The 23118-nt window shown below is 70.5% G+C and carries 20 protein-coding genes; 13 read left to right on the top strand and 7 right to left on the bottom strand.

All coding sequences use genetic code 11. The features are described 5' to 3' along the window. Positions 1 to 16: 16 nt before the first annotated feature. Positions 17 to 1114: a VanZ family protein gene (locus MRBLMI12_RS10125; RefSeq protein WP_363356264.1), complete on the bottom strand. Its 1098-nt coding sequence runs from the start codon at positions 1112 to 1114 to the stop codon at positions 17 to 19. Between the two features lie 209 nt (positions 1115 to 1323). Here MRBLMI12_RS10125 and MRBLMI12_RS10120 point away from each other — a divergent pair, with 209 nt between their 5' ends. From MRBLMI12_RS10120 to sufU, 3 genes are all read left to right on the top strand, one after another. After that, entirely contained in the window at positions 1324 to 3339 is a 2016-nt protein-coding gene (locus MRBLMI12_RS10120; protein WP_363357037.1) for an APC family permease, read from the top strand. 61 nt (positions 3340 to 3400) lie between these two features. Then, complete coding sequence (locus MRBLMI12_RS10115) at positions 3401 to 4702, top strand: cysteine desulfurase (RefSeq protein WP_363356262.1); 1302 nt, start codon at positions 3401 to 3403, stop codon at positions 4700 to 4702. Continuing rightward, complete coding sequence (gene sufU / locus MRBLMI12_RS10110) at positions 4699 to 5172, top strand: Fe-S cluster assembly sulfur transfer protein SufU (protein WP_363356260.1); 474 nt, start codon at positions 4699 to 4701, stop codon at positions 5170 to 5172. The genes MRBLMI12_RS10115 and sufU overlap by 4 nt, the downstream gene beginning before the upstream one ends. 15 nt (positions 5173 to 5187) lie before the next feature. Here sufU and MRBLMI12_RS10105 read toward each other — a convergent pair whose 3' ends face one another. Both MRBLMI12_RS10105 and MRBLMI12_RS10100 read right to left on the bottom strand, forming a co-directional pair. Beyond that, positions 5188 to 6042 carry a DUF4097 family beta strand repeat-containing protein gene (locus MRBLMI12_RS10105; RefSeq protein WP_363356258.1) on the bottom strand — a complete coding sequence of 285 codons (855 nt, stop codon included), beginning with the start codon at positions 6040 to 6042 and terminating at the stop codon, positions 5188 to 5190. A gap of 16 nt (positions 6043 to 6058) precedes the next feature. Next, the gene (locus MRBLMI12_RS10100) at positions 6059 to 6574 is read right to left on the bottom strand and encodes a toxin-antitoxin system HicB family antitoxin (protein ID WP_363356256.1); all 516 of its coding nucleotides are present in this window, start codon (positions 6572 to 6574) and stop codon (positions 6059 to 6061) included. Between the two features lie 164 nt (positions 6575 to 6738). Between MRBLMI12_RS10100 and MRBLMI12_RS10095 the strand changes: the two genes are divergently transcribed. The 8 genes from MRBLMI12_RS10095 (at position 6739) to MRBLMI12_RS10060 (ending at position 15928) form a co-directional block, all read left to right on the top strand. Further along, positions 6739 to 6864: a hypothetical protein gene (locus MRBLMI12_RS10095; RefSeq protein WP_349425805.1), complete on the top strand. Its 126-nt coding sequence runs from the start codon at positions 6739 to 6741 to the stop codon at positions 6862 to 6864. Next, positions 6861 to 6950, top strand: coding sequence for a potassium-transporting ATPase subunit F (locus tag MRBLMI12_RS10090; RefSeq protein WP_349425804.1), 90 nt, complete (start codon positions 6861 to 6863; stop codon positions 6948 to 6950). Before MRBLMI12_RS10095 ends, MRBLMI12_RS10090 begins: the two co-directional genes overlap by 4 nt. Then, positions 6950 to 8632 carry a potassium-transporting ATPase subunit KdpA gene (gene kdpA, locus MRBLMI12_RS10085; protein WP_363356253.1) on the top strand — a complete coding sequence of 561 codons (1683 nt, stop codon included), beginning with the start codon at positions 6950 to 6952 and terminating at the stop codon, positions 8630 to 8632. Before MRBLMI12_RS10090 ends, kdpA begins: the two co-directional genes overlap by 1 nt. Before the next feature lie 3 nt (positions 8633 to 8635). Further along, positions 8636 to 10810: a potassium-transporting ATPase subunit KdpB gene (gene kdpB / locus MRBLMI12_RS10080; protein WP_363356251.1), complete on the top strand. Its 2175-nt coding sequence runs from the start codon at positions 8636 to 8638 to the stop codon at positions 10808 to 10810. Between the two features lie 26 nt (positions 10811 to 10836). Further along, positions 10837 to 11448: a potassium-transporting ATPase subunit KdpC gene (gene kdpC, locus MRBLMI12_RS10075; RefSeq protein ID WP_363356249.1), complete on the top strand. Its 612-nt coding sequence runs from the start codon at positions 10837 to 10839 to the stop codon at positions 11446 to 11448. A gap of 89 nt (positions 11449 to 11537) precedes the next feature. Further along, positions 11538 to 14063, top strand: a complete 2526-nt coding sequence (locus MRBLMI12_RS10070) for a sensor histidine kinase (RefSeq protein WP_363356247.1) — start codon at positions 11538 to 11540, stop codon at positions 14061 to 14063. Between the two features lie 10 nt (positions 14064 to 14073). Beyond that, positions 14074 to 14763, top strand: coding sequence for a response regulator (locus MRBLMI12_RS10065; RefSeq protein WP_363356245.1), 690 nt, complete (start codon positions 14074 to 14076; stop codon positions 14761 to 14763). Between the two features lie 202 nt (positions 14764 to 14965). Next, the gene (locus tag MRBLMI12_RS10060; protein WP_363356243.1) at positions 14966 to 15928 is read left to right on the top strand and encodes a hypothetical protein; all 963 of its coding nucleotides are present in this window, start codon (positions 14966 to 14968) and stop codon (positions 15926 to 15928) included. 112 nt (positions 15929 to 16040) lie between these two features. Here MRBLMI12_RS10060 and MRBLMI12_RS10055 read toward each other — a convergent pair whose 3' ends face one another. Further along, positions 16041 to 16943 carry a TerC family protein gene (locus MRBLMI12_RS10055; protein WP_363356241.1) on the bottom strand — a complete coding sequence of 301 codons (903 nt, stop codon included), beginning with the start codon at positions 16941 to 16943 and terminating at the stop codon, positions 16041 to 16043. A 190-nt stretch (positions 16944 to 17133) separates the two neighbouring features. Between MRBLMI12_RS10055 and MRBLMI12_RS10050 the strand changes: the two genes are divergently transcribed. Further along, entirely contained in the window at positions 17134 to 18255 is a 1122-nt protein-coding gene (locus MRBLMI12_RS10050; RefSeq protein WP_404909523.1) for a fatty acid desaturase family protein, read from the top strand. Positions 18256 to 18328: 73 nt separating this feature from the next. On the opposite strand, the gene MRBLMI12_RS10045 is transcribed toward MRBLMI12_RS10050, so the two are convergent. The 3 genes from MRBLMI12_RS10045 to MRBLMI12_RS10035 are packed head-to-tail and all read right to left on the bottom strand — an operon-like array spanning position 18329 to position 20611. Next, positions 18329 to 19207 carry an alpha/beta fold hydrolase gene (locus MRBLMI12_RS10045; RefSeq protein WP_363356237.1) on the bottom strand — a complete coding sequence of 293 codons (879 nt, stop codon included), beginning with the start codon at positions 19205 to 19207 and terminating at the stop codon, positions 18329 to 18331. A 20-nt stretch (positions 19208 to 19227) separates the two neighbouring features. After that, a complete protein-coding gene (locus MRBLMI12_RS10040; protein ID WP_363356235.1) occupies positions 19228 to 20208 on the bottom strand; it encodes an SRPBCC family protein in 981 nt (326 codons plus the stop codon). 1 nt (position 20209) lies between these two features. Beyond that, positions 20210 to 20611, bottom strand: a complete 402-nt coding sequence (locus MRBLMI12_RS10035; RefSeq protein WP_363356233.1) for an ArsR/SmtB family transcription factor — start codon at positions 20609 to 20611, stop codon at positions 20210 to 20212. A gap of 172 nt (positions 20612 to 20783) precedes the next feature. Between MRBLMI12_RS10035 and purL the strand changes: the two genes are divergently transcribed. Beyond that, complete coding sequence (gene purL, locus MRBLMI12_RS10030) at positions 20784 to 23117, top strand: phosphoribosylformylglycinamidine synthase subunit PurL (protein ID WP_363356231.1); 2334 nt, start codon at positions 20784 to 20786, stop codon at positions 23115 to 23117. Position 23118 lies beyond the last annotated feature (1 nt).

The following is a 23118-nucleotide window of genomic DNA, read 5'->3' as shown; positions in this document are numbered from 1 at the left end:
TCCTGCCGGCTGTTCCTCAGACACCGGATGCGGATGCCGCGCCCGGCGGCCCGGCATCCGGCTCCTCGGGCTCGCGGGCGTCGACGACACGCTGACCCGAGACGAGGCCGGGCAGCCCGCGACCGCCGGTGGTGAACACCAGCACCACCGAGAGGCCCGCGAACACGGTGGCCACGAACGTCCACGCGCCCGGCAGGGCGATGAGCACGAGCCAGCCGCCGATCCCGCCGAGGAAGCGGAGGAAGCGGGCGAGCCCGACGGGCAGCGGCCCGCCCGCGAAGCGCAGCTGGACCGCGTGGTCGCCCACGGTGCCTCCGGTCGCGAGCGTGACGACGAGCCACACCGCGATCGGCGTCGCGCCGCCGACCAGACTCGCGGCCGACCCGTCCTGCACGGCCGCTTCCGCGCCGAGCAGATACAGCGTCAGCTGCACCACCACGACGACCGACAGGCTGAGCAGCCAGGCGGCGAGCCCGTCGCACACCATGCCGAGCAGACGCCGGCCGCGCGTGACCGGCTGCGGCTCGCCGGCGTCCGGCAGTCGCGGCGATCCCCGCAGGCGGCGCGGCACGGCCAGCGCGAGCAGTGAGCCGAGGACGGCGCCGAGGGTGTTGGTGAGCAGATCGCCGACGTCGAACACCCGGTAGGCGCACGGATAGAGGCCCCAGACGCCCGTGAGCTGCGTGACCTCGACGAAGGCCGACAGCGCGAAGCCCACGACGACGGCTGTGCCGACGCCGCGATCGCTGAGCACGCGGATGAAGAAGCCCAGCGGCACGAACAGCAGCACGTTCAGCAGCAGCTGCGCGACGGCGGGATCGGTGGCCGCCGCGGCGCCCCTGCGGGCGAGAGCTCCCCGCACCTCGGCCGCGAGCGCCGTCACATCGACGTTGACGCCCGCGCAGCGGATCGCGTCGGGGTCGGGCAGCGGCAGCAGCGTGTAGGTCCAGATCGCCAGCACGGCGACCAGTGCCGCGCCCCACAGCAGGAACCGTCCTACGCCGAAGCCGCCGCGCCGGCGGAAGCTGAGCGCGACGAAGGGCACGAACACCAGCACCCCGACGACCACCCCGAGGGTGATCGCGAGCACGGCGAGGATGATCCGGTCCTCCACCCCTCGAGTGTCCCAGAGAGGCCGCTGCATGGATTTCGTGAGGATGCCCGTCCTGATGCGTGCTCACGAACTCCTCACGAGTAACCTGGCCCGCCGTGACGAACGAAAGCCGCGAGCCGTCGGTGGACGAGGCGCCGAAGGCGAAGCGCCTCATCCTGGGCGACCCTCTGGCGTCCACCGACACCGACGAGCACCTGCTCCCCAAGAAGATGGCGCTGCCGATCTTCGCCTCCGACGCGCTGTCGTCCGTCGCATACGCGCCTCAGGAGCTCCTGCTCATCCTGCTGACCGGAGGCCTCGCGTTCCTCGCGTTCGCCCCCTGGATCGCGGCCGCGGTCGTGGTGCTGCTGATCGTCGTCGTGATCAGCTACCGGCAGCTGATCAAGGCCTATCCTTCGGGCGGCGGCGACTACGAGGTCGCCCGCAAGAACCTCGGCGAGATCCCCGGCGTGATCGTGGCCTCCGCCCTCGCGGTCGACTACGCCCTCACCGTGGCGGTGTCGGTCGCCTCGGGCGTCGACAACATCATCTCGGCGCTTCCGGGCCTCAACCCGTTCCGCGTCGAGCTGGCAGTGGGCTTCGTCATCCTCATCGTCGTGATGAACCTGCGGGGCGTCCGCGAGGCCTCCCGCGCGTTCGCGATCCCGACGTACATCTTCATCGGGTCGGTCGGCGTCATGATCGTCGTGGGGCTGTTCCAGGTCGTGATGGGCAACCCGCCCGTGGCCTCGAGCGCCCACTACGCGGTCGAGACCCAGGACCTCACGCAGGCGGCGGTCATCCTGCTCGTGCTGCGGGCGTTCTCGAGCGGCTGCTCGGCCCTGACGGGTGTCGAGGCCGTCTCGAACGGCGTGCCGGCGTTCCGCACGCCGAAGGTGCGCAATGCGCAGACCACCCTCGCGCTCATGGGCGGGATCGCCATCCTGCTCTTCGCGGGCCTCACCGCGATCGCCCTGGTGTCGGGCGTGCACTATGCAGAGAACCCGTGCGACCTCATCGGCTTCGACTGCTCGAACCCGCAGCCGAGCCTCATGGCGCAGGTCTCGTCGGCGGTGTTCGGCATGAACTCGGTCCCGTTCTTCGTCATCCAGGCGGCGACCGCGATCGTCCTCCTGCTCGCCGCGAACACGGCGTTCAACGGCTTCCCCCTGCTGGGATCCGTCCTCTCGCGCGACGGCTATGCACCGAAGGCCCTGAACACCCGGGGCGACCGCCTGGTGTACTCCAACGGCATGATCATCCTGGGTCTCGTCGCCATCGGCGTGCTCATCGTCTACCAGGCGAACCTCACCAACCTGATCCAGCTGTACATCATCGGCGTCTTCGTCTCGTTCACGCTCGGCCAGATCGGCATGATCCGGCACTGGCGGCGGGGCCTGAAAGCCATCCGCAGCCTCCCCGCCGACGAGCGCAGCGGAAAGGCGGTCCGCACCGAGCTGTTCGGGCTGCGCAAGGGTCTCTTCATCAACTCGCTCGGCGCCACGATGACGGCATCCGTCCTCATCATCGTGACCATCACGAAGTTCACGCACGGCGCGTGGCTGATCTTCCTCGCGATCCCGATCCTGTCGTTCCTCATGATCGGCGTGCACCGCTATTACCGCGACGTCGACCACGAGATCGCCATGGACGACCGCACCCACTTCGGCTCGACCGGCGATGTCGCCCTGATCCTGGTCAACAAGCTGCAGAAGCCGGTCGTGAAGGCGGTCGACTACGCGCTGGCCGCGAAGCACGACAAGACGTTCGCCGTCCACATCTCGGTGACGAAGGAGGACGCGGCGGCCCTCGAAGCCGAATGGCGGGCGCACCGCATGCCGATCCCGCTGAAGATCGTCGAGTCGCCGTATCGCACCTACGCGAGCCCGATCGCCGAGTTCGTCAAGAAGTACCGCGAGCAGCACGGATCGGCGGTGATCACCGTCTACCTGCCGCAGTACATCGTCGGCCACTGGTGGGAGTCGCTCCTGCACAATCGGCGGGCGCGACGCATCGCACAGCAGCTCATGCTCGTGCACGGCGTCTCGATCACGCTCGTGCCCTGGCTGCTGGACTCGTCCGAGCTCATCTACGGCCGGCGCTCCCGCGCGCTTCCCGGCGACGACCGCGCAGGACGGCTGGCGGTGCCCGAGGTGCACCGCGCGGCCCGGCGCGCCATCCGCCCGGCCGGGCCGCCCGAGAGGGCGGACGCCGACGAGCCGTCGGTGCCCGCCGCCACACCCTGACCGCGGGAGGCCGCCGCGCGACCCCGGCGCCGAGAGGCGGCATCCCGCGTAGCCTTGAAGGGTGACCACTCCCGCACCTGCACCCTCGCCGGCCGTGCTCCCGGACGCCTCGGCGCTCCGCGAGGACTTCCCGCTGCTCGGCGAGCGCGTCAACGGCGAACGCCTGGTCTACCTCGACTCCGGCGCGACGAGCCAGAAGCCTCAGGCGGTCATCGACGCGGAGGTCGATTTCCTCACGCGCGCGAACTCCGCCGTCCATCGCGGCGCGCACACGCTCGCCGCCGAGGCGACGGAGCTGTTCGAGGACGCCCGCACCACCGTCGCCGGGTTCGTCGGCGCGCGGCCCGAGCAGCTCGTCTGGACGAGCGGCGCCACCGCCGGGCTCAACCTCGTCGCCTACGCGATCGGCAACGCCTCGGTGGGTCGCGGCGCCCCGCAGAGCGCCCGGTTCGCGCTGCGCCCGGGCGACGAGATCGTGGTGACCGAGAGCGAGCACCACGCCAACCTCATCCCGTGGCAGGAGCTGGCCGCCCGCACCGGCGCGGTGCTGCGTCACATCCCGGTCCACGACGACGGGACGCTGGACATGGATGCCGCCGCCGACGTCATCGGCGAGCGCACGCGCGTCGTCTCCTTCACGCACGTCTCGAACGTGCTGGGCATCGTGAATCCGGTGGACGAGCTCGTCGCCCTCGCCCGCGCCGTCGATGCGGTGACCGTGCTCGACGCCTGCCAGTCGGCTCCCCACCTGCCGCTCGACCTCCCGGCACTCGATGTCGACGTCGCCGTCTTCTCGGGACACAAGATGCTCGGCCCGTACGGCATCGGGGGCCTCTACGGGCGCGCCGAGGTGCTCGAAGCGCTGCCGCCGTTCCTCACCGGCGGCTCGATGATCACGACGGTGACGCTCGACGAGGCTGCGTACCTCCCGCCGCCGCAGCGGTTCGAGGCCGGCACGCAGCCGGTGTCGCAGGCGATCGGCCTGGCGGCCGCGGTCCGCTACCTCGACGGCGTCGGGATGCGCGCGGTGCACGCGCACGAGAAGCAGCTGGAAGCCCGCATGGGTGAGGGGCTGCGGTCGATCCCCGGTATCCGCCTGCTCGGCGACGCGCCCGGCGCGGATCGGGTCGGGCTGTGGTCGTTCGACGTCGACGGTGTGCACGCGCACGACGTCGGGCAGTTCCTCGACGCGCGCGGCGTCGCGGTGCGCGTCGGGCACCACTGCGCGCAGCCGCTGCACCGCCGGCTCGGGCTCACCGCCTCCGTCCGCGCATCGACGGCGCTGTACAACACCGCCGACGACGTGGACGTGTTCCTCGACGCCCTGTCGGGCGTGCGCTCGTTCTTCGGGGCCGGCGCATGAGCGGGCTGGAGTCGCTGTACCAGGAGCTGATCCTCGACCACTCCAAGCGCCCGCACGGCAAGGGACTCGCCGACGAAGCCGCCGAGGGCACTGCTCCCGGCAGCCGCGTCGCGACCTCGTATCAGCGCAACCCGATCTGCGGTGACGAGATCACACTCCGCGTGCGTCTGTCCGACGACGGCACCACCGTCGACGAGGTGACGTGGGACGGCGCCGGCTGCTCCATCTCGCAGGCGTCGGCATCGATGCTCGCCGCGCTGATCGAGGAGGAGGAGCGGATGCCGCGGGCCGAGGCATCCGCGCTCGTCGAAGGCTTCCGCGAGGCGCTGCGATCGCGCGGCGAGATCCCGCTCGACGAAGAGGTCTTCGGCGACGCCGCCGCGCTCTCGGGCGTCTCGAAGTTCACGGCGAGGGTGAAGTGCGCGATGCTCGCGTGGGTGGCGTTCGAGGACGCCGTCTCGCGCGCCTGACCGGCTGTCCCGGCCTCAGCCGGCGACCGGGTGCGTGCGGTGCACGGTGATGTCGCCGTAGCCGGTGCGCGCGTACAGCTCCAGCGACGCCTCGCCCTCGACCGGGCCGGTGGCGGCAGCCAGCTCGTTGCGCACCGACGCGTGCCGGCTCGACGCGTCGAGCCAGACGGCGGTGCCCGAGCGGATGCCGAGCGTCACGGCGCCGTACGACGCCTCGACCCGCGCCGTCCCGCCGTTGAGGTCGCCGATACGCACCGGTCCGTAGGCCGAGCGGACGGTCAGCGCCGGCCCGGGATCGCCGAGATGGACGACCCCGCTCGACGTCGCGATGTCGGCGACCCCCGACACGGATCCGACGTCGATGCCGGCATCCGATCCCTTCAGTCTCAGCGCGCCGTCGACGATGCCGATGCGCGCGCGGCCTGAGCTGATGCTGACGTCCGCGTCGCCGCGCACGTGCTCGACGCGCAGCTCGCCGTGGCCGAGACCGAGGTCGGCGCGACCGGTGCGCTCGAGGGTGGCGTCGCCGTAGTCGAGGGCGATGCGCGCGGTGCCGACCGCCCCCGCGACGCGGATCGAGCCGTACTTGAGCGCCAGCGACACGTCGGAGCCGGTGGGCACGCGCACGGAGACGTCGACGGAATCGCCCGAGCCGAAGAGGGTGAAGCGCGTCGGCCCGACGATGCGCAGGTCGGAGCCGGAGTGGATCACCCGCACGGCGTCGGCGGCGCTGCGGTCCCCGCCCCGGTGCGGGTTGGCGGGGCCGATCTCGACGGCGAGGTCACGACGCGACTCCGCGATGACGTCGATGCGCCCCATCTGCAGCTCGATGCGCAGGGCCGCCGGACCCGGCGCAGGGAACGTCCTCATCAGCGCACCCCCTTCATCAGCGCACCCATCCGGTGTACGACGAGCTCGCGTGCACCAGAGCGCCGGGCGCGGGATCGAGCGACGTCATCACGGCGCGCACGAGCCAGGCGTTGAGCGACACGCCCTCGGCCGCGGCGGCGGCCTCGGCGCGCGTCTTGAGCGAGTCCGGCAGGCGCAGCGTCGTGCGCGCCGTGGCGTCATCGGCGTCGTCGGCCTGCCCCGCGGTGGCACCCGTCGCCAGCGCGATGGGTCCGCTGGTGGCCACGGCCGTCTCGACGGCCGATTCCGCTTCGGGGCGCGAGACGATGAAGTCGACCTCGCGGCCGCGCAGGCGCACATCGACAGATCCGGGCGCGAGCTGGCGGGTGACCTCGCCCGCCGCCTCGGACAGCGCTTCGAGGATGGCCAGGCGGGCCGCCGGCCCCAGTGCCGCCGCGAGTCGCTCCGCGATCTCGGCGGTCTCGGCGCCGCCGGCGGACGCGGCGGCGGCGAGCTGACGCTGGAGCTCCTCGACGTGCGGAGTGATCTGCATGACGTCATGCTGACACCACTCTGACGTCACGTCAACGTCGATGCTCGCCGTGTCAGGGGATCGTGAGGGCCCGCACGCAGGACGTTCGGATTCCGTGAGGACGGCGCGCGCGACGCGTGCGAGGGAGTTGCATCGAATCCGGGTCCGCTGCACCGCGGACCGCCGTGCGGCGTCGCCGCCGGATCGCACCCACCCGGGGAGTCCCTGTGCTCGATGTCATCTACCTCGTCGCGACGCTCGCGCTGTTCGCGCTCGTCGGCCTGATCGCGAAGGGAGCGGAGAGACTGTGATCGTCTTCTCGCTCGTGGGGGCCGTCCTGGGCATCGCCGCGATCATCTACCTCGTCGTCGCCCTCGTGAAGCCCGAGAGGTTCTGATGGACTCCGCCACCGTATGGACCGGCATCCTCCAGATCGCCACGGTCTTCCTCATCCTCGCGCTCCTGTACCGCCCGCTCGGCGACGGGATCGCCCGCATCTACACCGCCGACAAGAACTGGCGCGTCGAGCGCGGCGCGTATCGACTGATGGGCGTGGACCCGGGGTCCGAGCAGACGTGGCAGGCCTACGTCCGCGGCGTCCTGGCCTTCTCGGCGGTCGGCGTGCTCTTCGTGTACGCGATGCAGCGCTTCCAGGGCGTGCTGCCGTACTCCCTCGGCCTGCCCGCCGTGCCCGAGGGTCTCGCCTTCAACACCGCGGTGTCGTTCGTCACCAACACCAACTGGCAGTCGTACTCCCCCGAGCTGACGCTGGGGTACACGGTGCAGCTCGCAGGACTGGCGGTGCAGAACTTCGTCTCGGCCGCCGTCGGCATCTCGGTCGCGATCGCGCTCGTACGCGGGTTCTCACGCCGCGGATCGGCGACCATCGGCAACTTCTGGGTCGACCTCACGCGCGGCATCACCCGGCTGCTGCTGCCACTCGCCCTGCTCTCGGCTATCGCGCTGATGATCGCGGGAGTGGTCCAGAACTTCAACGGCTTCACCGAGGTGGGAACGATCACCGGCGGCACGCAGCTGATCCCCGGCGGACCGATCGCGTCGCAGGAGGCGATCAAGGAGCTCGGCACGAACGGCGGCGGCTTCTTCAACGCCAACTCCGCGCACCCGTTCGAGAACCCGACTCCCTGGTCGAGCGTGCTCGAGATCCTGCTGCTCCTGGCGATTCCGGTCGCCCTCCCGCGCGCCTTCGGCCGCATGGTGGGCGACAACCGGCAGGGCTACGCGATCCTCGCCGCCATGGGCTCGATCGCCGTCGTGTCGATCGCCGCGGTGACCTGGCTCGAGTCGCTGGGCCTCGGCACCGCACCGCAGCTCGCGGGCTCGGCGATGGAGGGCAAGGAGGTCCGCTTCGGCATCTTCGGCTCGACGCTGTTCGCCGGCGCCACCACACTGACCTCGACGGGTGCCGTCAACTCGATGCACGACTCGTACACGGCCCTCGGCGGCATGATCCCGATGATCAACATGATGCTCGGCGAGATCGCCCCCGGCGGCGTCGGATCAGGCCTCTACGGCATGCTCGTGCTCGCCGTCATCGCCGTGTTCGTCGGGGGCCTGCTCGTCGGACGCACGCCCGAGTACCTGGGCAAGAAGATCGGCCCGACCCAGATCAAGCTCGCGAGCCTGTACATCCTGGTCACGCCGACGCTCGTGCTGACCGGCACCGCGCTGAGCTTCGCGATCCCCGGGATCCGCGACGACGTCGAGTCGACGTCGATCTGGAACCCGGGCGTGCACGGGCTCGGAGAGGTGCTCTACGCGTTCACCTCGGCGGCCAACAACAACGGGTCGGCCTTCGCGGGGCTCACGGCGAACACGCCGTGGCTGAACACCGCGCTCGGCGTCGCGATGCTGCTCGGGCGATTCATCCCGATCGTGCTGGTGCTGGCGCTGGCCGGCTCGCTCGCCGCCCAGAAGTCCGTGCCCTCCACCATGGGCACACTCCCCACCCATCGTCCGCAGTTCGTCGGCCTGCTGGCCGTCGTCGCGGTCGTCATCACCGCACTCACGTATTTCCCCGTTCTCACGCTGGGTCCCCTGGCGGAAGGGCTCGTCTGACTCATGTCCACCACCATCACTCCCGGAACCTCCACCGGCACCGGCCCGATCCCGGGCACCATCGTCCCCAAGCCCTCCCGCGCTCGAGCCTTCAGCTGGGCGCAGCTGTGGGCCGCCCTGCCGGGCGCGCTGCGCAAGCTGAACCCGGCCGCGCTGTGGCGCAACCCCGTCATGTTCCTGGTGTGGGTCGGTGCGGCACTGACGACGGTGATCGCGATCGCCGAGCCGTTCCTCGGGGGGCCCGAGTCCTCGGGCGGCACCGCCGTCCCCTTCGGGTTCACCTGGGGCATCGCGGTGTGGCTGTGGCTCACCGTGCTGTTCGCGAACCTCGCCGAGTCCGTGGCCGAGGGGCGCGGCAAGGCGCAGGCGGCGACGCTGCGCAAGACCCGCACCTCCACCATGGCGCGCCGAGTGACCGCCTACGACGAGAAGACGGATGCCGCGGCCGACCATGCCGAGACGGTCGAGGCCGCGTCCTCCGACCTGACCCTCGGCGACATCGTCATCGTCACCGCTGGAGAGCTGATCCCGGGTGACGGCGACATCGTGAACGGCATCGCCACGGTCGACGAATCGGCCATCACGGGCGAGTCCGCACCGGTCGTGCGGGAGTCCGGCGGCGACCGCAGCGCCGTCACCGGCGGCACCCGCGTCCTGTCGGACCGCATCGTCGTGCGCATCACCTCGAAGCCCGGCGAGACCTTCGTCGATCGCATGATCGCGCTCGTCGAGGGCGCGAGCCGCCAGAAGACGCCCAACGAGATCGCCCTGAACATCCTGCTCGCGAGCCTGTCGATCGTGTTCGTGATCGTGGTGCTCACGCTCAACCCGATCGCGTCGTACGCGGCGGCGCCCGTCAGCATCCCGGTGCTCGTCGCGCTGCTCGTGTGCCTCATCCCCACCACGATCGGCGCGCTGCTGTCGGCGATCGGCATCGCCGGCATGGACCGTCTCGTGCAGCGCAACGTCCTCGCGATGTCGGGCCGCGCCGTCGAGGCCGCCGGAGACGTCACGACCCTCCTGCTCGACAAGACGGGGACCATCACATACGGCAACCGCCGGGCATCGGACTTCGTCACGATGCCGGGCGCGTCAGACGAGGAACTCGCCCGCGCCGCCGCACTCTCGTCGCTGGCCGACCCGACCCCCGAGGGCGTCTCGGTGGTGGAGCTCGCCGCGGTCCGCAGCATCCATGTCACCGCGCCCGACGGCGCCACCAGCGTGCCCTTCACAGCGCAGACCCGCATGAGCGGCGTCGACCTGGCAGACGGCACGCAGGTGCGCAAGGGCGCCGGTTCGGCGGTGCTCGCGTGGCTGGAGGCATCCGGATCCCCCGTGGTGCCCGCGACCCGCGCACAGCTGATCAGCGAGACCGACGCCATCGCCGAGTCCGGAGGGACCCCTCTGGTGGTCGCGATGCTCGGGGCCGACGGCACCGGGCGCGTGCTCGGCGTCGTGCACCTCAAGGACATCGTCAAGGACGGCCTGCGCGCACGATTCGCCGAACTGCGCGAGATGGGCATCCGCACGGTCATGATCACCGGTGACAACCCGCTGACGGCACGCGCGATCGCCAAGGAGGCCGGTGTGGACGATTACCTCGCCGAGGCCACGCCCGAAGACAAGCTCGCGCTCATCAGGCGCGAGCAGGAGGGTGGCAACCTCGTCGCGATGACCGGCGACGGCACCAACGACGCTCCCGCGCTCGCGCAGGCCGACGTCGGGGTGGCGATGAACACGGGCACGTCGGCAGCGAAGGAGGCCGGCAACATGGTCGACCTCGACTCCGACCCGACGAAGCTCATCGACATCGTGCGCATCGGCAAGCAGCTGCTCATCACGCGCGGCGCGCTGACGACGTTCTCGCTGGCCAACGACATCGCCAAGTACTTCGCGATCATCCCCGCGATGTTCATGGGGATCTTCCCCGGGCTCGCCGCGCTGAACATCATGCAGCTCAGCTCTCCGGCATCCGCCGTCACGAGCGCCATCATCTTCAACGCGATCGTCATCGTGATCCTCATCCCGCTGGCGCTGCGCGGCGTGAAATACCGCCCGGCGAGCGCCTCGCAGATCCTCAGCCGCAACCTGCTCGTCTACGGCCTGGGAGGCGTGATCGCCCCCTTCATCGGCATCAAGCTCATCGACCTCGTCGTGAGCCTCATCCCGGGCTTCTGAGCCTTCGAGCCCGACAGGAGACGCACATGTCCACCACCACCCGCACCACCGTTCGCACGACGGGCGTGGCGCTGCGCGCCATGCTCGTGTTCACCCTCGCGCTGGGGGTCGGCTACACACTGCTGGTCACCGGCATCGGGCAGCTGGCGCTGCCCTGGCAGGCCAACGGCTCGATCGTGACCGCCGGCGACGAGCCGGTCGGCTCCGCGCTCATCGGGCAGTCGTTCACGGATGCCGACGGCAACGCGCTGCCGGAGTACTTCCAGTCCCGCCCCTCGGCGGCCGGCGACGGCTACGATGGCGGAGCCTCGAGCGGCTCCAACCTGGGTCCGGAGAACGCGGACCTCGTCGCCGCGATCGAGGAGCGCAAGGCCGCGATCGCCGAGCTCGAGGGCGTCGACGTGTCGGAGGTCCCGGCCGATGCCGTCACCGCATCGGCCTCGGGCCTGGACCCGCACATCAGCCCGGCGTACGCCCTGCTGCAGGTGCCGCGCGTCGCCGCCGCGCGCGGAATCGACGAGAACGAGGTGCGCAGCGTGGTCGAGTCGCACATCCAGCAGCGCGACCTCGGCTTCCTCGGCGAGCCCCGCGTGAACGTCGTCGAGCTCAACCTCGCCCTCGATGCGCTGGCGCAGTGACCGCTCCCCTGTCACAGATGGCGGGCCGCGGGCACAGATCGTGGCAGGCGAGCGGACATCGGGCAGGACGGCGGACATAAGGTGACCACATGAAGCGCGGCAAGCTGCGGGTGCTGCTCGGGGCGGCGCCCGGCGTCGGCAAGACGTACGAGATGCTCGAAGAGGGCCGCCGTCTCGCGGACGGCGGCCGTGATGTCGTCGTCGCGGTCGTCGAGACGCACGGTCGCGCCGCCACCGCCGCGCTGGTCGACGGCCTCCCCGTCGTCCCTCGCGCCATCGTCTCGCACCGCGGGGTGGAGCTGACCGACATGGATCTCGAGGGCGTGCTGGAGCGGCATCCCGAGATCGCACTGGTCGACGAGCTCGCCCACACCAACGCCCCCGGGCTGCCGCACCACAAGCGGTGGCAGGACGTCGACGCCCTCCTCGACGCCGGCATCGACGTCATCACGACCGTCAACGTGCAGCACATCGAGTCGCTCGGCGGCGTGGTCGAGCAGATCACGGGCGTCGCCCAGCAGGAGACGGTTCCGGATGCCGTCGTCCGGGCCGCCGACCAGGTCGAGGTCGTCGACCTCTCGCCGCAGTCGCTGCGCGACCGCCTGTCGGCGGGGCTCGTCTATCCGGCGGAACGGATCGACGCCGCGCTGTCGAACTACTTCCGGCTGGGCAACCTGACCGCGCTGCGCGAACTCGCGCTGCTGTGGCTCGCCGACGAGGTCGACAGCGCACTGCGGTCGTACCGCGCCGAGCACGGCATCGAAGGCGCATGGCAGGCGCGCGAACGAGTGGTCGTCGCCCTCACCGGCGGTTCGGAGGGCGAGACGCTGCTGCGACGCGGCGCCCGCATCGCAGCGCGGTCGGCGGGCGGCGAGCTGCTCGCGGTGCACGTCTCGAGCCAGGACGGCCTGCGCTCGGGCGATCCGGGCGCCCTCGCCGTGCAGCGGGCGCTGGTCGAGTCCCTCGGGGGCACGTACCACCAGGTCATCGGCGACGACGTCCCCCGTGCGCTCGTCGACTTCGCGCGCTCCGTGAATGCGACGCAGCTCGTCATCGGCGTGAGCCGCCGCGGCCGGCTGATGGCGGCATTGACCGGTCCCGGCATCGGGGCGACGGTGATCCGCGAGTCCGGCGACATCGACGTGCACATGGTGACCCACGCCGCCGCGGGCGACCGGTTCCGGCTGCCGCGCATCACCGGCGGCGCCCTGAGCGTCAAGCGCCGCCTGCTCGGCTTCCTGCTCGCGCTCGTCGGCGGGCCGCTGCTGACGTGGCTGCTGGTCTCGATCCGCAACGAGGACACGATCACCAGCGACGTGCTCGCCTACCAGCTGCTCGTCGTGCTCGTATCGCTCGTCGGCGGCATCTGGCCCGCCGTGTTCGCCGCCGTGATGTCGGCGTTCACGCTCAACTACTTCTTCGTCGAGCCGTACTACACCGTCACCATCGCGGACACGCGGAACGTCTGGGCCCTGATCCTCTACGTCCTGATCGCCGTGCTCGTGAGCTTCATCGTCGACCGTGCCGCACGTGCCGCTCGCGCCGCACGGCGTGCGGAGGCCGAGGCGGAGCTGCTCGCGAACGTCGCCGGCAGTGTGCTGCGGGGCGAGTCGGCGGTGCCCGCACTTATCAGCCGCACCCGCGAATCGCTCGGGCTCGCCGGGGTGCGACTCGTCGACGCCGACGGCACCGTCGTCGCCACCGACGGCGAACCCGTGCGCGACGGACGCTACGACGCGGTCACGGTGGCCCGACGCAACGGCGGCCCGCCCGCCATGCTCGAGCTGCACGGCCACACGCTCGACGCCTCCGCACGCCGCCTCATCGATGCCGTGGCCGCGCAGCTCTCGGCAGCCCTCGAGCACAGCGATCTCACCGCGACCGCGCGCGCGGCCGGCGCCCTGGCCGAGACCGACCAGGTGCGCAGCGCCCTCCTGTCGGCGGTGAGCCATGACCTCCGCCGCCCGCTCGCCGCCGCGGTGGCCGCCGTCGGCGGCCTGCGCGCCGCGGAGCCGAACCTCTCGCCCGACGACCGCGCCGAGCTGATCGCCACCGCCGACGAGTCCCTCGCCACCTTGTCGGCGCTGGTCACCGACCTGCTCGACGTCAGCCGCGTGCAGGCGGGAGTGCTCGCGGTCTCGCTCCAGTCCGTGGACAGCGCCGGCGTCGTGCTCGCCGCGCTCGACGAACTGGGTGCGGGACCCGACAGGTTCGAGCTCGCCCTGGATCCCGACCTTCCGCCGCTGGCGGCGGATCCCGTGCTGCTGCAGCGCGTGCTCGTGAACGTGCTGTCGAACGCCGCGCGTCACGCGCCCGGGGGCACCCGCGTCCGCGTGGCGACCAGTCGTCTCCGACACACGGCCGAGATCCGCGTCGTGGACCACGGCAGCGGCGTGTCGCCCGAGCGCCGCGACGACATGTTCACTCCGTTCCAGCGACTCGGCGACACCGACAACACCGCAGGTCTCGGTCTCGGACTCGCCCTGTCCAGGGGCTTCACCGAGGGCATGGGCGGTACGCTCACCCCCGAGGACACGCCCGGAGGAGGCCTGACGATGGTCATCGCGCTCCCCGTGGCCGACCCGATCCCCGCCGAAGAGAGGCCGCTCTCATGAAGTTCCTGTCGTGAAGGTCCTCATCGCCGACGATGATCCGCAGCTCGTCCGGGCCCTCCGCATCACCCTCGCCGCCCACGGCTACGAGGTCGTGGCGGCGCCCGATGGCGCCGCGGCGGTCGCGCTGGCGGCGAAGGAGCACCCTGAGATCGTGATGGTGGATCTCGGGATGCCGCGGCTCGACGGCGTCCAGGTCATCGAGGCGCTGCGAGGCTGGACCACTGCGCCCATCATCGTGGTGTCCGGGCGCACGGGCTCGGCCGACAAGGTGGAGGCGCTGGATGCCGGCGCGGACGACTACGTCACCAAGCCGTTCCAGATCGATGAGCTGCTCGCGCGTCTGCGCGCGCTGTCGCGGCGCCTGGGCGCGGCATCCGGAGTCCCCGTCGTGACCTTCGGCGACGTCGTCGTCGACCTCTCGACGAAGACCGTCACCCGCAGCGGCGAGCGCGTGCACCTGACGCCGACGGAATGGCGCATCCTCGAGTTCCTCGCTCGCAACCCCGGTTCGCTCGTGACGCGGCAGGCGCTGCTCAAGGACATCTGGGGCACCGAGCAGGTCGCCGACACCGGCTATCTGCGGCTGTACATCTCGCAGCTGCGCAAGAAGCTCGAGGCCGACCCCGCCCGTCCCGCGCACCTGCTGACGGAGTCCGGGATGGGCTACCGGCTGCTCACCGACACTCCCGACGCCGCCTGACGTCCCCGCAGCGACCCGGCCGCGACGCTCGCTCCACCGAAGCGAGCGCTGCAGTTCCCTGCGAACGCGGCGCCCCGCGACAGCGCGCTCGCCGGAAACCGCCGCGATCGCGCCTCCTCCCCACGGGCAGCCGCTGACGCTTCCATCCACCGATGGGATCTGCGCGGCGATGCTCAGCGCACAGGGCGCGCAGCCTTGAGGGGTGTGGATCGACAGACCTCCGCTGACCACCGTCTTCCGCCGACGCGAGAACGACGGCGAGCCCGTGAACGACCGGAGACTGCGCGCACGCCTGGCGGGCGGTGAGATCGTCCGCATCGCGCGGGGTGCCTACGTCGAACGCGCCGAATGGGACCGTCTGACGCCGATGGCTCTGCACGCACAGCGGGTGTGGGAAGCCGGCGCCCGAGGGGCGAGTCCCTTCGTCGTGTCGCACTGGGCTGCGGCAGCGCTCCATGGCATCGACATGCTCGGGAGATGGCCGGCGACGGTCGACGTGAGCATCGACGCCGCCTCGGGCGGGAGGTCGAGCGGCGCGTTCCGCCGCCACGGTCGACCGCTGTCGGAGATCGAGACCAGTCCGTGGGAACGGCATGGCGTGACGACTCCGCTGCAGACTGCGGTCGACCTCTTGGCGTCCACACGATTCGTCGAGGGCGTCGTGGCAGCGGACCAGGCCCTGTGGAGCAGACGCCCGGGCGGGCCGCTGGTCGAGGCCGCCGCGCTGCGGGACCGCGCACACAGCGTCACAGGCCGCGGCTCGGCTCGCGCACCCCGGGCCGCCGACTTCGCGACGAGTCTCGCCGACAGCGTGCGCGAGTCGCAGAGCCGTGTGCTGATCGCATTGCTGGGCTTCCCGGAACCGGAACTGCAGTCTCGGTTCGTGCTCGCGGACGGCCGCGAGGCGTTCACCGACTTCTTCTGGCCGCAGCGTCGCCACATCGGCGAGTTCGACGGTGCGGGGAAGTATCGCGATCCGGCGCTTCTGAAGGGTCGGACTCCGGAGGAGGTCTTGTTGGCGGAGAAGGATCGGGAGGACGAGCTCCGCCGCCAGGTCACCGCATTCTCGCGCTGGCGGCTGCCCGCGCTGCGGTCGCCGAGGATGCTCTACGACATCCTGCACGGCGCCGGTCTGCCGACATCACGGCCTCGCCCAGGACGCTAGCCCCCCGGCACGCGGGCGCTGCAGTTCCCTGCGAGCGCGGCGCCCCGCGACAGCGCGCTCGCCGGAAACTGCCGCGGTCGCGAGCGCGAGCGCCGCAGCCCGGAGCCCCGGGTCAGCCGAGTCCCTGGCGCTCCTCGTCGGCACCGGGAGCGGTATCCCCCGCCACGGGCTTGGACGACAGGCCCACCGAGCCGGCGTGCGGGTCCTTCGACAGCGCGGCCGCCACGGCGACCGACTCGTCGGCGTCGGGGTACTGCGGTCGCAGCTGCACGGCGGACTGGCGCTTCTGCTCGCGCTTGGCCCTACGGGCCGCGTAGGTGAGGTTCAGCGCCTCGACGAGGATCGCGAAAGCCATCGGCGCGTAGATGAAGGCCTTGTCGATGTGCACGCCGAAGCCCTCGGCCACCAGGAACACGCCGATGAGGAGGAGGAACGACAGCGCCAGCATCTTCACCGTGGGGTGCTTGTTGACGAAGGAGAAGATGAAGCGGGCGGCGAACAGCATGATGCCGAACGAGAGCACGACGACGGTGATGATCACGACGAGGTTCTCGGTCATGCCGACGGCGGTGATCACCGAGTCGAGCGAGAAGACGATGTCGAGCGCGAGGATCTGCGCGAGCACCGCCCCGAAGGTGACAGCCTTGCGCCCGGAGCCGCCGTGCTCCTCTTCGGCGCCCTCGAGCTTGTGGTGGATCTCGGTCACGGCCTTGTAGACCAGGAAGAGGCCACCCGCGATGAGGATGAGGTCCTTCCACGAGAACCCGAGCCCCCACAGCACGAAGATCTCGTCCTTGAGCGTGATGATCCATCCGGCGAAGAGCACCAGGATCACGCGGATCACCATCGCCAGCGTCAGACCGAGGTTGCGGGCCTTCGCCTGCTGCTCCTTCGGCAGCTTCGACGCGAGGATCGAGATGAAGATGACGTTGTCGACGCCGAGCACCACCTCGAGGACGAACAATGTGACGAACACCGCGATCAGATCGGGCGTGAAAGCGAAGGAGAAGTCCACGCGGCTATCGTATGCGGCCGTGTCCACCGGCCGCTGAGACGGTGCTCCTGGGGATGGCCCCCGAACATGCTGGGGATCGTCACCCTATTCCCCCGCGGCCATATGCACCTGCGTAGTGTGGGCCCTAGCGATCGGCATCCGCCTGTCTCTCCGCGTCGACCAGGGTCGGCATCCGACCAGAGCAGGTGCCATCATCGCCACCATCACCGCTGTCGCACCCGAGGCCGCCCGTCTGGGCCCGGTCCGCCAGACCTATGCCGGGACCGAGACCTTCCCGCCTGTCGCGCGGGCCTACACCGAGGTCTCCCAGGTCGTGCGCGAGACCGGTCTGCTGCAGAGGGCGCGCTGGTTCTACGCGATCGTCGGCGGGGCACTGGTGCTCGCGCTCGGCGGGGCGATCACCGGCTTCATCCTGCTCGGCGACACCTGGTACCAGCTGCTGATCGCCGCCGCGCTCGGCATCATCTTCACCCAGGTGGCATTCCTCGCCCACGAGGCCGCGCACCGGCAGATCCTGGTGTCAGGACCGTCGAACGACCGTCTCGGCCGCTTCCTGGCCGCGGGGATCGTGGGCATCAGCCTCTCCTGGTGGAACAACAAGCACAATCGCCACCACGCCAACCCCAACCGCGTCGGCAAGGACCCCGACATCGAGGTCGACACCATCCGGTTCCTCGAAGAGGATGCCGCGAAGGTGAGCCGCCTCGGCGCGCTGATCACGCGCAAGCAGGGATGGCTCTTCTTTCCGCTGTTGACGCTCGAGGGGCTGAACCTTCACGCGCTGGGCCTCAAGCACCTCTTCTCGCGCGGCGAGGTCAAGGGCCGCTGGATCGAGCTCTCGCTGATCGCACTGCGCTTCTCGCTGTACCTCACCCCGCTCTTCCTCTTCCTGCCGATCGGCATGGCCTTCGCCTTCCTCGGCGTGCAGCTGGCCGTCTTCGGGGTCTACATGGGCGCCTCGTTCGCACCGAACCACAAGGGGATGCCGATCATCGCGGCCGACGCGAAGCTCGACTTCTTCTCGAAGCAGGTCCGCACCTCGCGCAACATCCGCGGCGGCTGGTGGGCGACCGCCCTCATGGGCGGCCTCAACTACCAGGTCGAGCACCACCTCTTCCCGAGCATGGCACGGCCGTACCTCGCGAAGACCCGCGAGATCGTCATGGAGCAGTGCCGCACGCGAGGCGTGCCCTACACCGAAACCAGCCTGATCCAGTCGTACGGCATCGTCATCGCATACCTGAACCGCGTCGGCCTCTCGGCCCGCGACCCGTTCGACTGCCCGATGGTGAACCGCTTCCGCACCGTCTGAGCAGACATGCATGAAAGCGGGGGACGGATGCTGCGGCATCCGTCCCCCGCTTCTTTGCGGGCCGCAGTGGCGATCAGTCGAGGACGTCGCGAAGGCGGGCGGCGAAACCCGCCGGATCACCGGGGTACCCCGGCTGATCGGTGAAGCCTGCGTGGTGGCTGGGGAATTCGGTCACCTCCACGTCGAGCGCCGCCGCGACCGCGCGGGCGCCCCGCGCGGGGAGTGTGTCACCCGACTCGACGCCCGCCGCGATGACGAGTCGGTCGCCCAGGTCTCGCAGCGCGCCGACGTCGATGCGGTACGCGAGGGTCGCCGGCATGTTCCGCAGCAGCGGATTCGTGCGGGCGCCGTCATCCTCGGACGACATGCCGAACATCGCGGGGTCGGGCGCCGGTCCGTCGAGATAGCCGTCGGGCACGGGCCCGTCGAGCATCACGAAGGGGATGAACTTCGCCATCGCGGCGCCATCGCCCTGCTCGGCGTAGGTGCGCTTCATGTCGGCGACCACGGCGAGCACCAGGTCGCGGTCGGGGAGATGCTCGGCGAGTGGCGGCTCGTGCGCGACGGAGATGCGCACGTCGTCCGGGTGGGCCGCGGCGAGCGCGAACAGGTTCACCGCACCACCACTGGTTCCGAAGGCATCGACGCGGCCGACGCCCAGCGCCGCGATGACGCGATGCAGGTCGGACGCGTGCTGCTCGACCGTGATGTCGGCGGTGCCGACGGGGTTGCGCCCGGCGCCGCGCGGGTCGTACGTCACCACCGGTCTATCCGTGATGCGCGCGGCGAGGAGTGCGAGTCCGCTCGCGTCCATCGGTGCGGCGAAGAGGAACAGCGCCGGCCGATCGACGGTCGCCTCGGTCAGGTCGCCGTGGATGTCGTAGGTGATCGCGTCGTCTCCGGCGCCCACGACGTGGGTGGACACGGTGCGCGCGACGGTGTTCTCTGTCATCTTCGTCTCCCAGGCTCCGCTCACACCCCGGCGAGCACGCCCTCCAGGCGGGCGTAGCTGGCCTCCATGCCGTCGGTCATGCCGGTGGCGAGCACGATGTCGCGCGTCTCCTTGTCGGGGTACTCGATCAGCAGTGTGATGAGGGTCGCGCCGTCCTCCTCGTACAGGTTGAGGTCGTTGAGCGTCGACGGGTAGTCCGTGCCGGTCATGTGCTCAGTGGTGACCGCGCGGCGCGGCGCGTCCGACAGCAGGGTCTCGCCGTCGAATCCGAAGGCCTCGCCCTCGCCGCCCTCGACCGGCTCCCACTGGTAGCGGTAGCGACCGCCGACGTTCGGGTCGACCTCGCACACCGACATCCGCCAGCCGTCGGGTCCGAGCATCCACTTCTCGAGCAGCTCGGGCTCCTGGTGGGCGCGCCACACGAGATCGATCGGGCCTTCGATGAGCCGCGTGATCCGCACGTGGGTGTCGTCGAGGATCTCGGTCTGCGTGCCCTTGCCGGCGGCGTACGCCCGCAGTCCTTCGAGCACGCGGTCGAGCTGGTTGACCGCCATCGTGGCGCCCTCGATCATGCCCATGCCGACGACCTGCTCCAGCGCCTCGGCGGAGGTGAAGTAGGTGACGTTGCGCAGCTCGGACCCCTGCTCGGTGCCGTCGAAGCTGAACACCATGCGCGAGACCGGGAGATCGGTGTTCGGCGTGCCGTTCTCGTCGGCGAAGGCGTCGAGCACCTCGAACGAGCGCGGCTCGGCGACGGAGAGGAACTCCCACGAGCCGTAGGCCTTCTCGCCGCGCGGACTGGTCATGTGGTAGATCGCGCGCCCGCCCGGCGCGAAGTCGAACGAGGTGAAGGTGGCGGGCCACCCGGGAGGTCCCCAGAAGCGCTCGAGCTGGCGCGGGTCGGTGAAGGCGTCCCAGACCCGCTCGACGGGCGCGGCGAACTGCGCCGTGAGCGTCATGGTGAGCGCTTCGGGGTCGGTGGTGACATCGGTGACGGGCATCTCATACTCCTTGCGTGTCGGTCTTATCAGTGCTGTCGGGGTCATCGGTGGGTGCTTCCGGGGCTGTGGCCGGTCCGGCGAGCAGGGCGTCGAGCCGGTCGATGCGCGATCGCCAGAGCTCTTCGTAGCGGGCGAGGAGCGCCCGTGCCCGGGCGATCATCGTGGGATCCGCTCGGACGAGACGCTCGCGGCCCTCGGCGCGCTTGATGATGAGGCCTGCGGCCTCGAGAACGGCCACGTGCTTCTGCACCGCCGCGAACGACATGTCGTAGTCGCGCGCCAGCGCCGAGACCGAGAGTTCGCCCTCGATCGTGCGGCGCAGGATGTCGCGCCGCGTGGACGCGGCGAGTGCGTGGAACACGCGGTCGATGTCATCATCGCTGAGCTCAATTCCTACAACCATTTGGTTGTAGGTTACGACGGATGCCGGCATCCGTCAACCCCCTCCTCCGTTCGCCTGTCGCAGAGCGGTGGGCCGAGGGCACACATCGTGACAGGCGAGCAGCGAGGAGGCTCTCGCGCCGAACTAGACTGGACGGGTCCGGCATCCCCCGAAATTTCTGGAGCTGAGCCGCGTGACCACCCCCTCTTCGACCGCTGTCGCCGATACCGTCGAGAACGCCACCGCCACGCCGGAGAAGGAGCAGCCGTACGCGGCGCTCGGTCTCAAGCCCGATGAGTACGACCGCATCCGCGAGATCCTCGGCCGCCGCCCCACGTCGGGCGAGCTGGCGATGTACTCCGTCATGTGGTCGGAGCACTGCTCCTACAAGTCCTCGAAGATCTACCTCCGCAAGTTCGGCGAGAAGGTCTCCGACGAGATGAAGACCCGCCTCATGGTGGGCATGGGCCAGAACGCCGGGGTCGTCGACATCGGCGAGGGCTGGGCGGTGACCTTCAAGGTCGAGTCGCACAACCACCCGAGCTACATCGAGCCGTTCCAGGGCGCCGCGACCGGCGTCGGCGGCATCGTCCGCGACATCATCTCGATGGGGGCGCGTCCGGTCGCCGTGATGGACCAGCTGCGCTTCGGCGCCATCGACAACCCCGACACCGCGCGCGTGGTGCACGGAGTCGTCTCTGGCATCTCGTTCTACGGCAACTGCCTGGGCCTGCCGAACATCGGCGGCGAGACCGTGTTCGACGCGGTCTACCAGGGCAACCCGCTCGTCAACGCGCTGGCGGTCGGCGTGCTGCGCCACGAGGACCTCAAGCTCGCCAACGCCACCGGCGCCGGCAACAAGGTCGTCCTCTTCGGCGCCCGCACCGGCGGCGACGGCATCGGCGGGGCATCCATCCTCGCCTCCGACACGTTCGCCGACGGCGGCCCGACCAAGCGCCCCGCGGTGCAGGTCGGGGACCCGTTCGCCGAGAAGGTGCTCATCGAGTGCTGCCTCGAGCTCTACCGGGACGAGCTGGTCGAGGCCATCCAGGACCTCGGCGCGGCCGGCATCTCGTGCGCCACGTCGGAGCTCGCCGCGAACGGCGGCTCGGGCATGCGCGTCGACCTCGAGAACGTGCTGCTGCGCGACCCCTCGCTCACGCCGGAGGAGATCCTCATGAGCGAGAGCCAGGAGCGCATGATGGCGATCGTCGCGCCCGAGAAGCTCGACGCCTTCCTCGAGGTCGTCGGCAAGTGGGACGTCGAGACCTCGGTGCTCGGCGAGGTGACCGGCGACGGACGCCTGCAGATCTTCTGGCACGGCGAGGAGATCGTGAACGTCGACCCGTCTACGGTCGCCGTCGACGGGCCCGTGTACGAGCGCCCGGTGGCGTACCCGACGTGGATCGACGCGCTGCGCGACGACTCGGCATCCGCTCTCCCCCGCCCCACCGACGCCGAGACCCTCCGCGAGCAGTTCACGCGCCTCGTGGCGAGCCCCAACCTCGCCGACACGTCGTGGGTGACGAACCAGTACGACTACTACGTCATGGGCAACACGGCGCTGTCGTTCCCCGACGACGCCGGCATGATCCGCGTCGACGAGCACTCGGGCCTCGGCTTCGCGATCGCCACCGACTGCAACGGCCGCTACTGCCAGCTCGACCCGTACCAGGGCGCGAAGCTCGCCCTCGCCGAGGCGTATCGCAACGTCGCCGTCAGCGGCGCCGTGCCGACGGCGGTGACCGACTGCCTCAACTTCGGCTCGCCCGAGAACCCCGAGGTCATGTGGCAGTTCTCGCAGACCGTGGACGGTCTGTCGGACGGATGTCTCGAGCTCGGCGTCCCCGTCACCGGCGGCAACGTCTCGTTCTACAACCAGACCGGCGACCAGCCGATCTTCCCGACGCCTGTCGTGGGCGTGCTCGGGATCATCGACGACGTCGCGCGCCGCATCCCGTCGGGGTGGCAGGACGCGGGCGAGAACATCTACCTCCTCGGCGTCACCTCGACCGAGCTCTCGGGCTCGCAGTGGGCCGGCACGATCCACGACCACCTCGGCGGTCGCCCGCCGGCGGTGGACCTCGGTCAGGAGAAGAAGCTCGCCGAGCTGCTGCACGCGGCCGGTCAGCAGTCGCTCGTGTCGTCGGCGCACGACCTGTCGTCGGGCGGCCTCGCGCAGACCCTCGCGGAGGCCGTCATGCGCTTCGGCGTCGGCGCACGGGTGTGGCTGAACGAGATCCAGGAGCGGGACGGAGTGGATGCCGCGACCGCCCTGTTCTCGGAGTCGACGGGCCGCGTCATCGTGACCGTGCCGCGTGAGGACGACGTGAAGTTCCGCGGCCTGTGCGAAGGCCGGGGCTACCCGGTGCTGCGCATCGGCGTGACCGACTCTGCCGCGGACGGCGACGAGCCGGCGCTCGAGGTGCAGGGGCTGTTCACGCTGCCGCTCGCCGAGCTGCGCCGCCTGTCGACGTCGACCCTCCCCGACGCCTTCGGCCCGATCATCACCGAGCACACCGCCTGAC

Origin of the sequence: Microbacterium sp. LMI12-1-1.1 (assembly GCF_040676455.1) — a bacterium.
Classification (GTDB): Bacteria; Actinomycetota; Actinomycetes; order Actinomycetales; family Microbacteriaceae; genus Microbacterium.
Note: the sequence above shows the minus strand (reverse complement) of the source record. Positions and strands in the feature narration are given on the sequence as shown.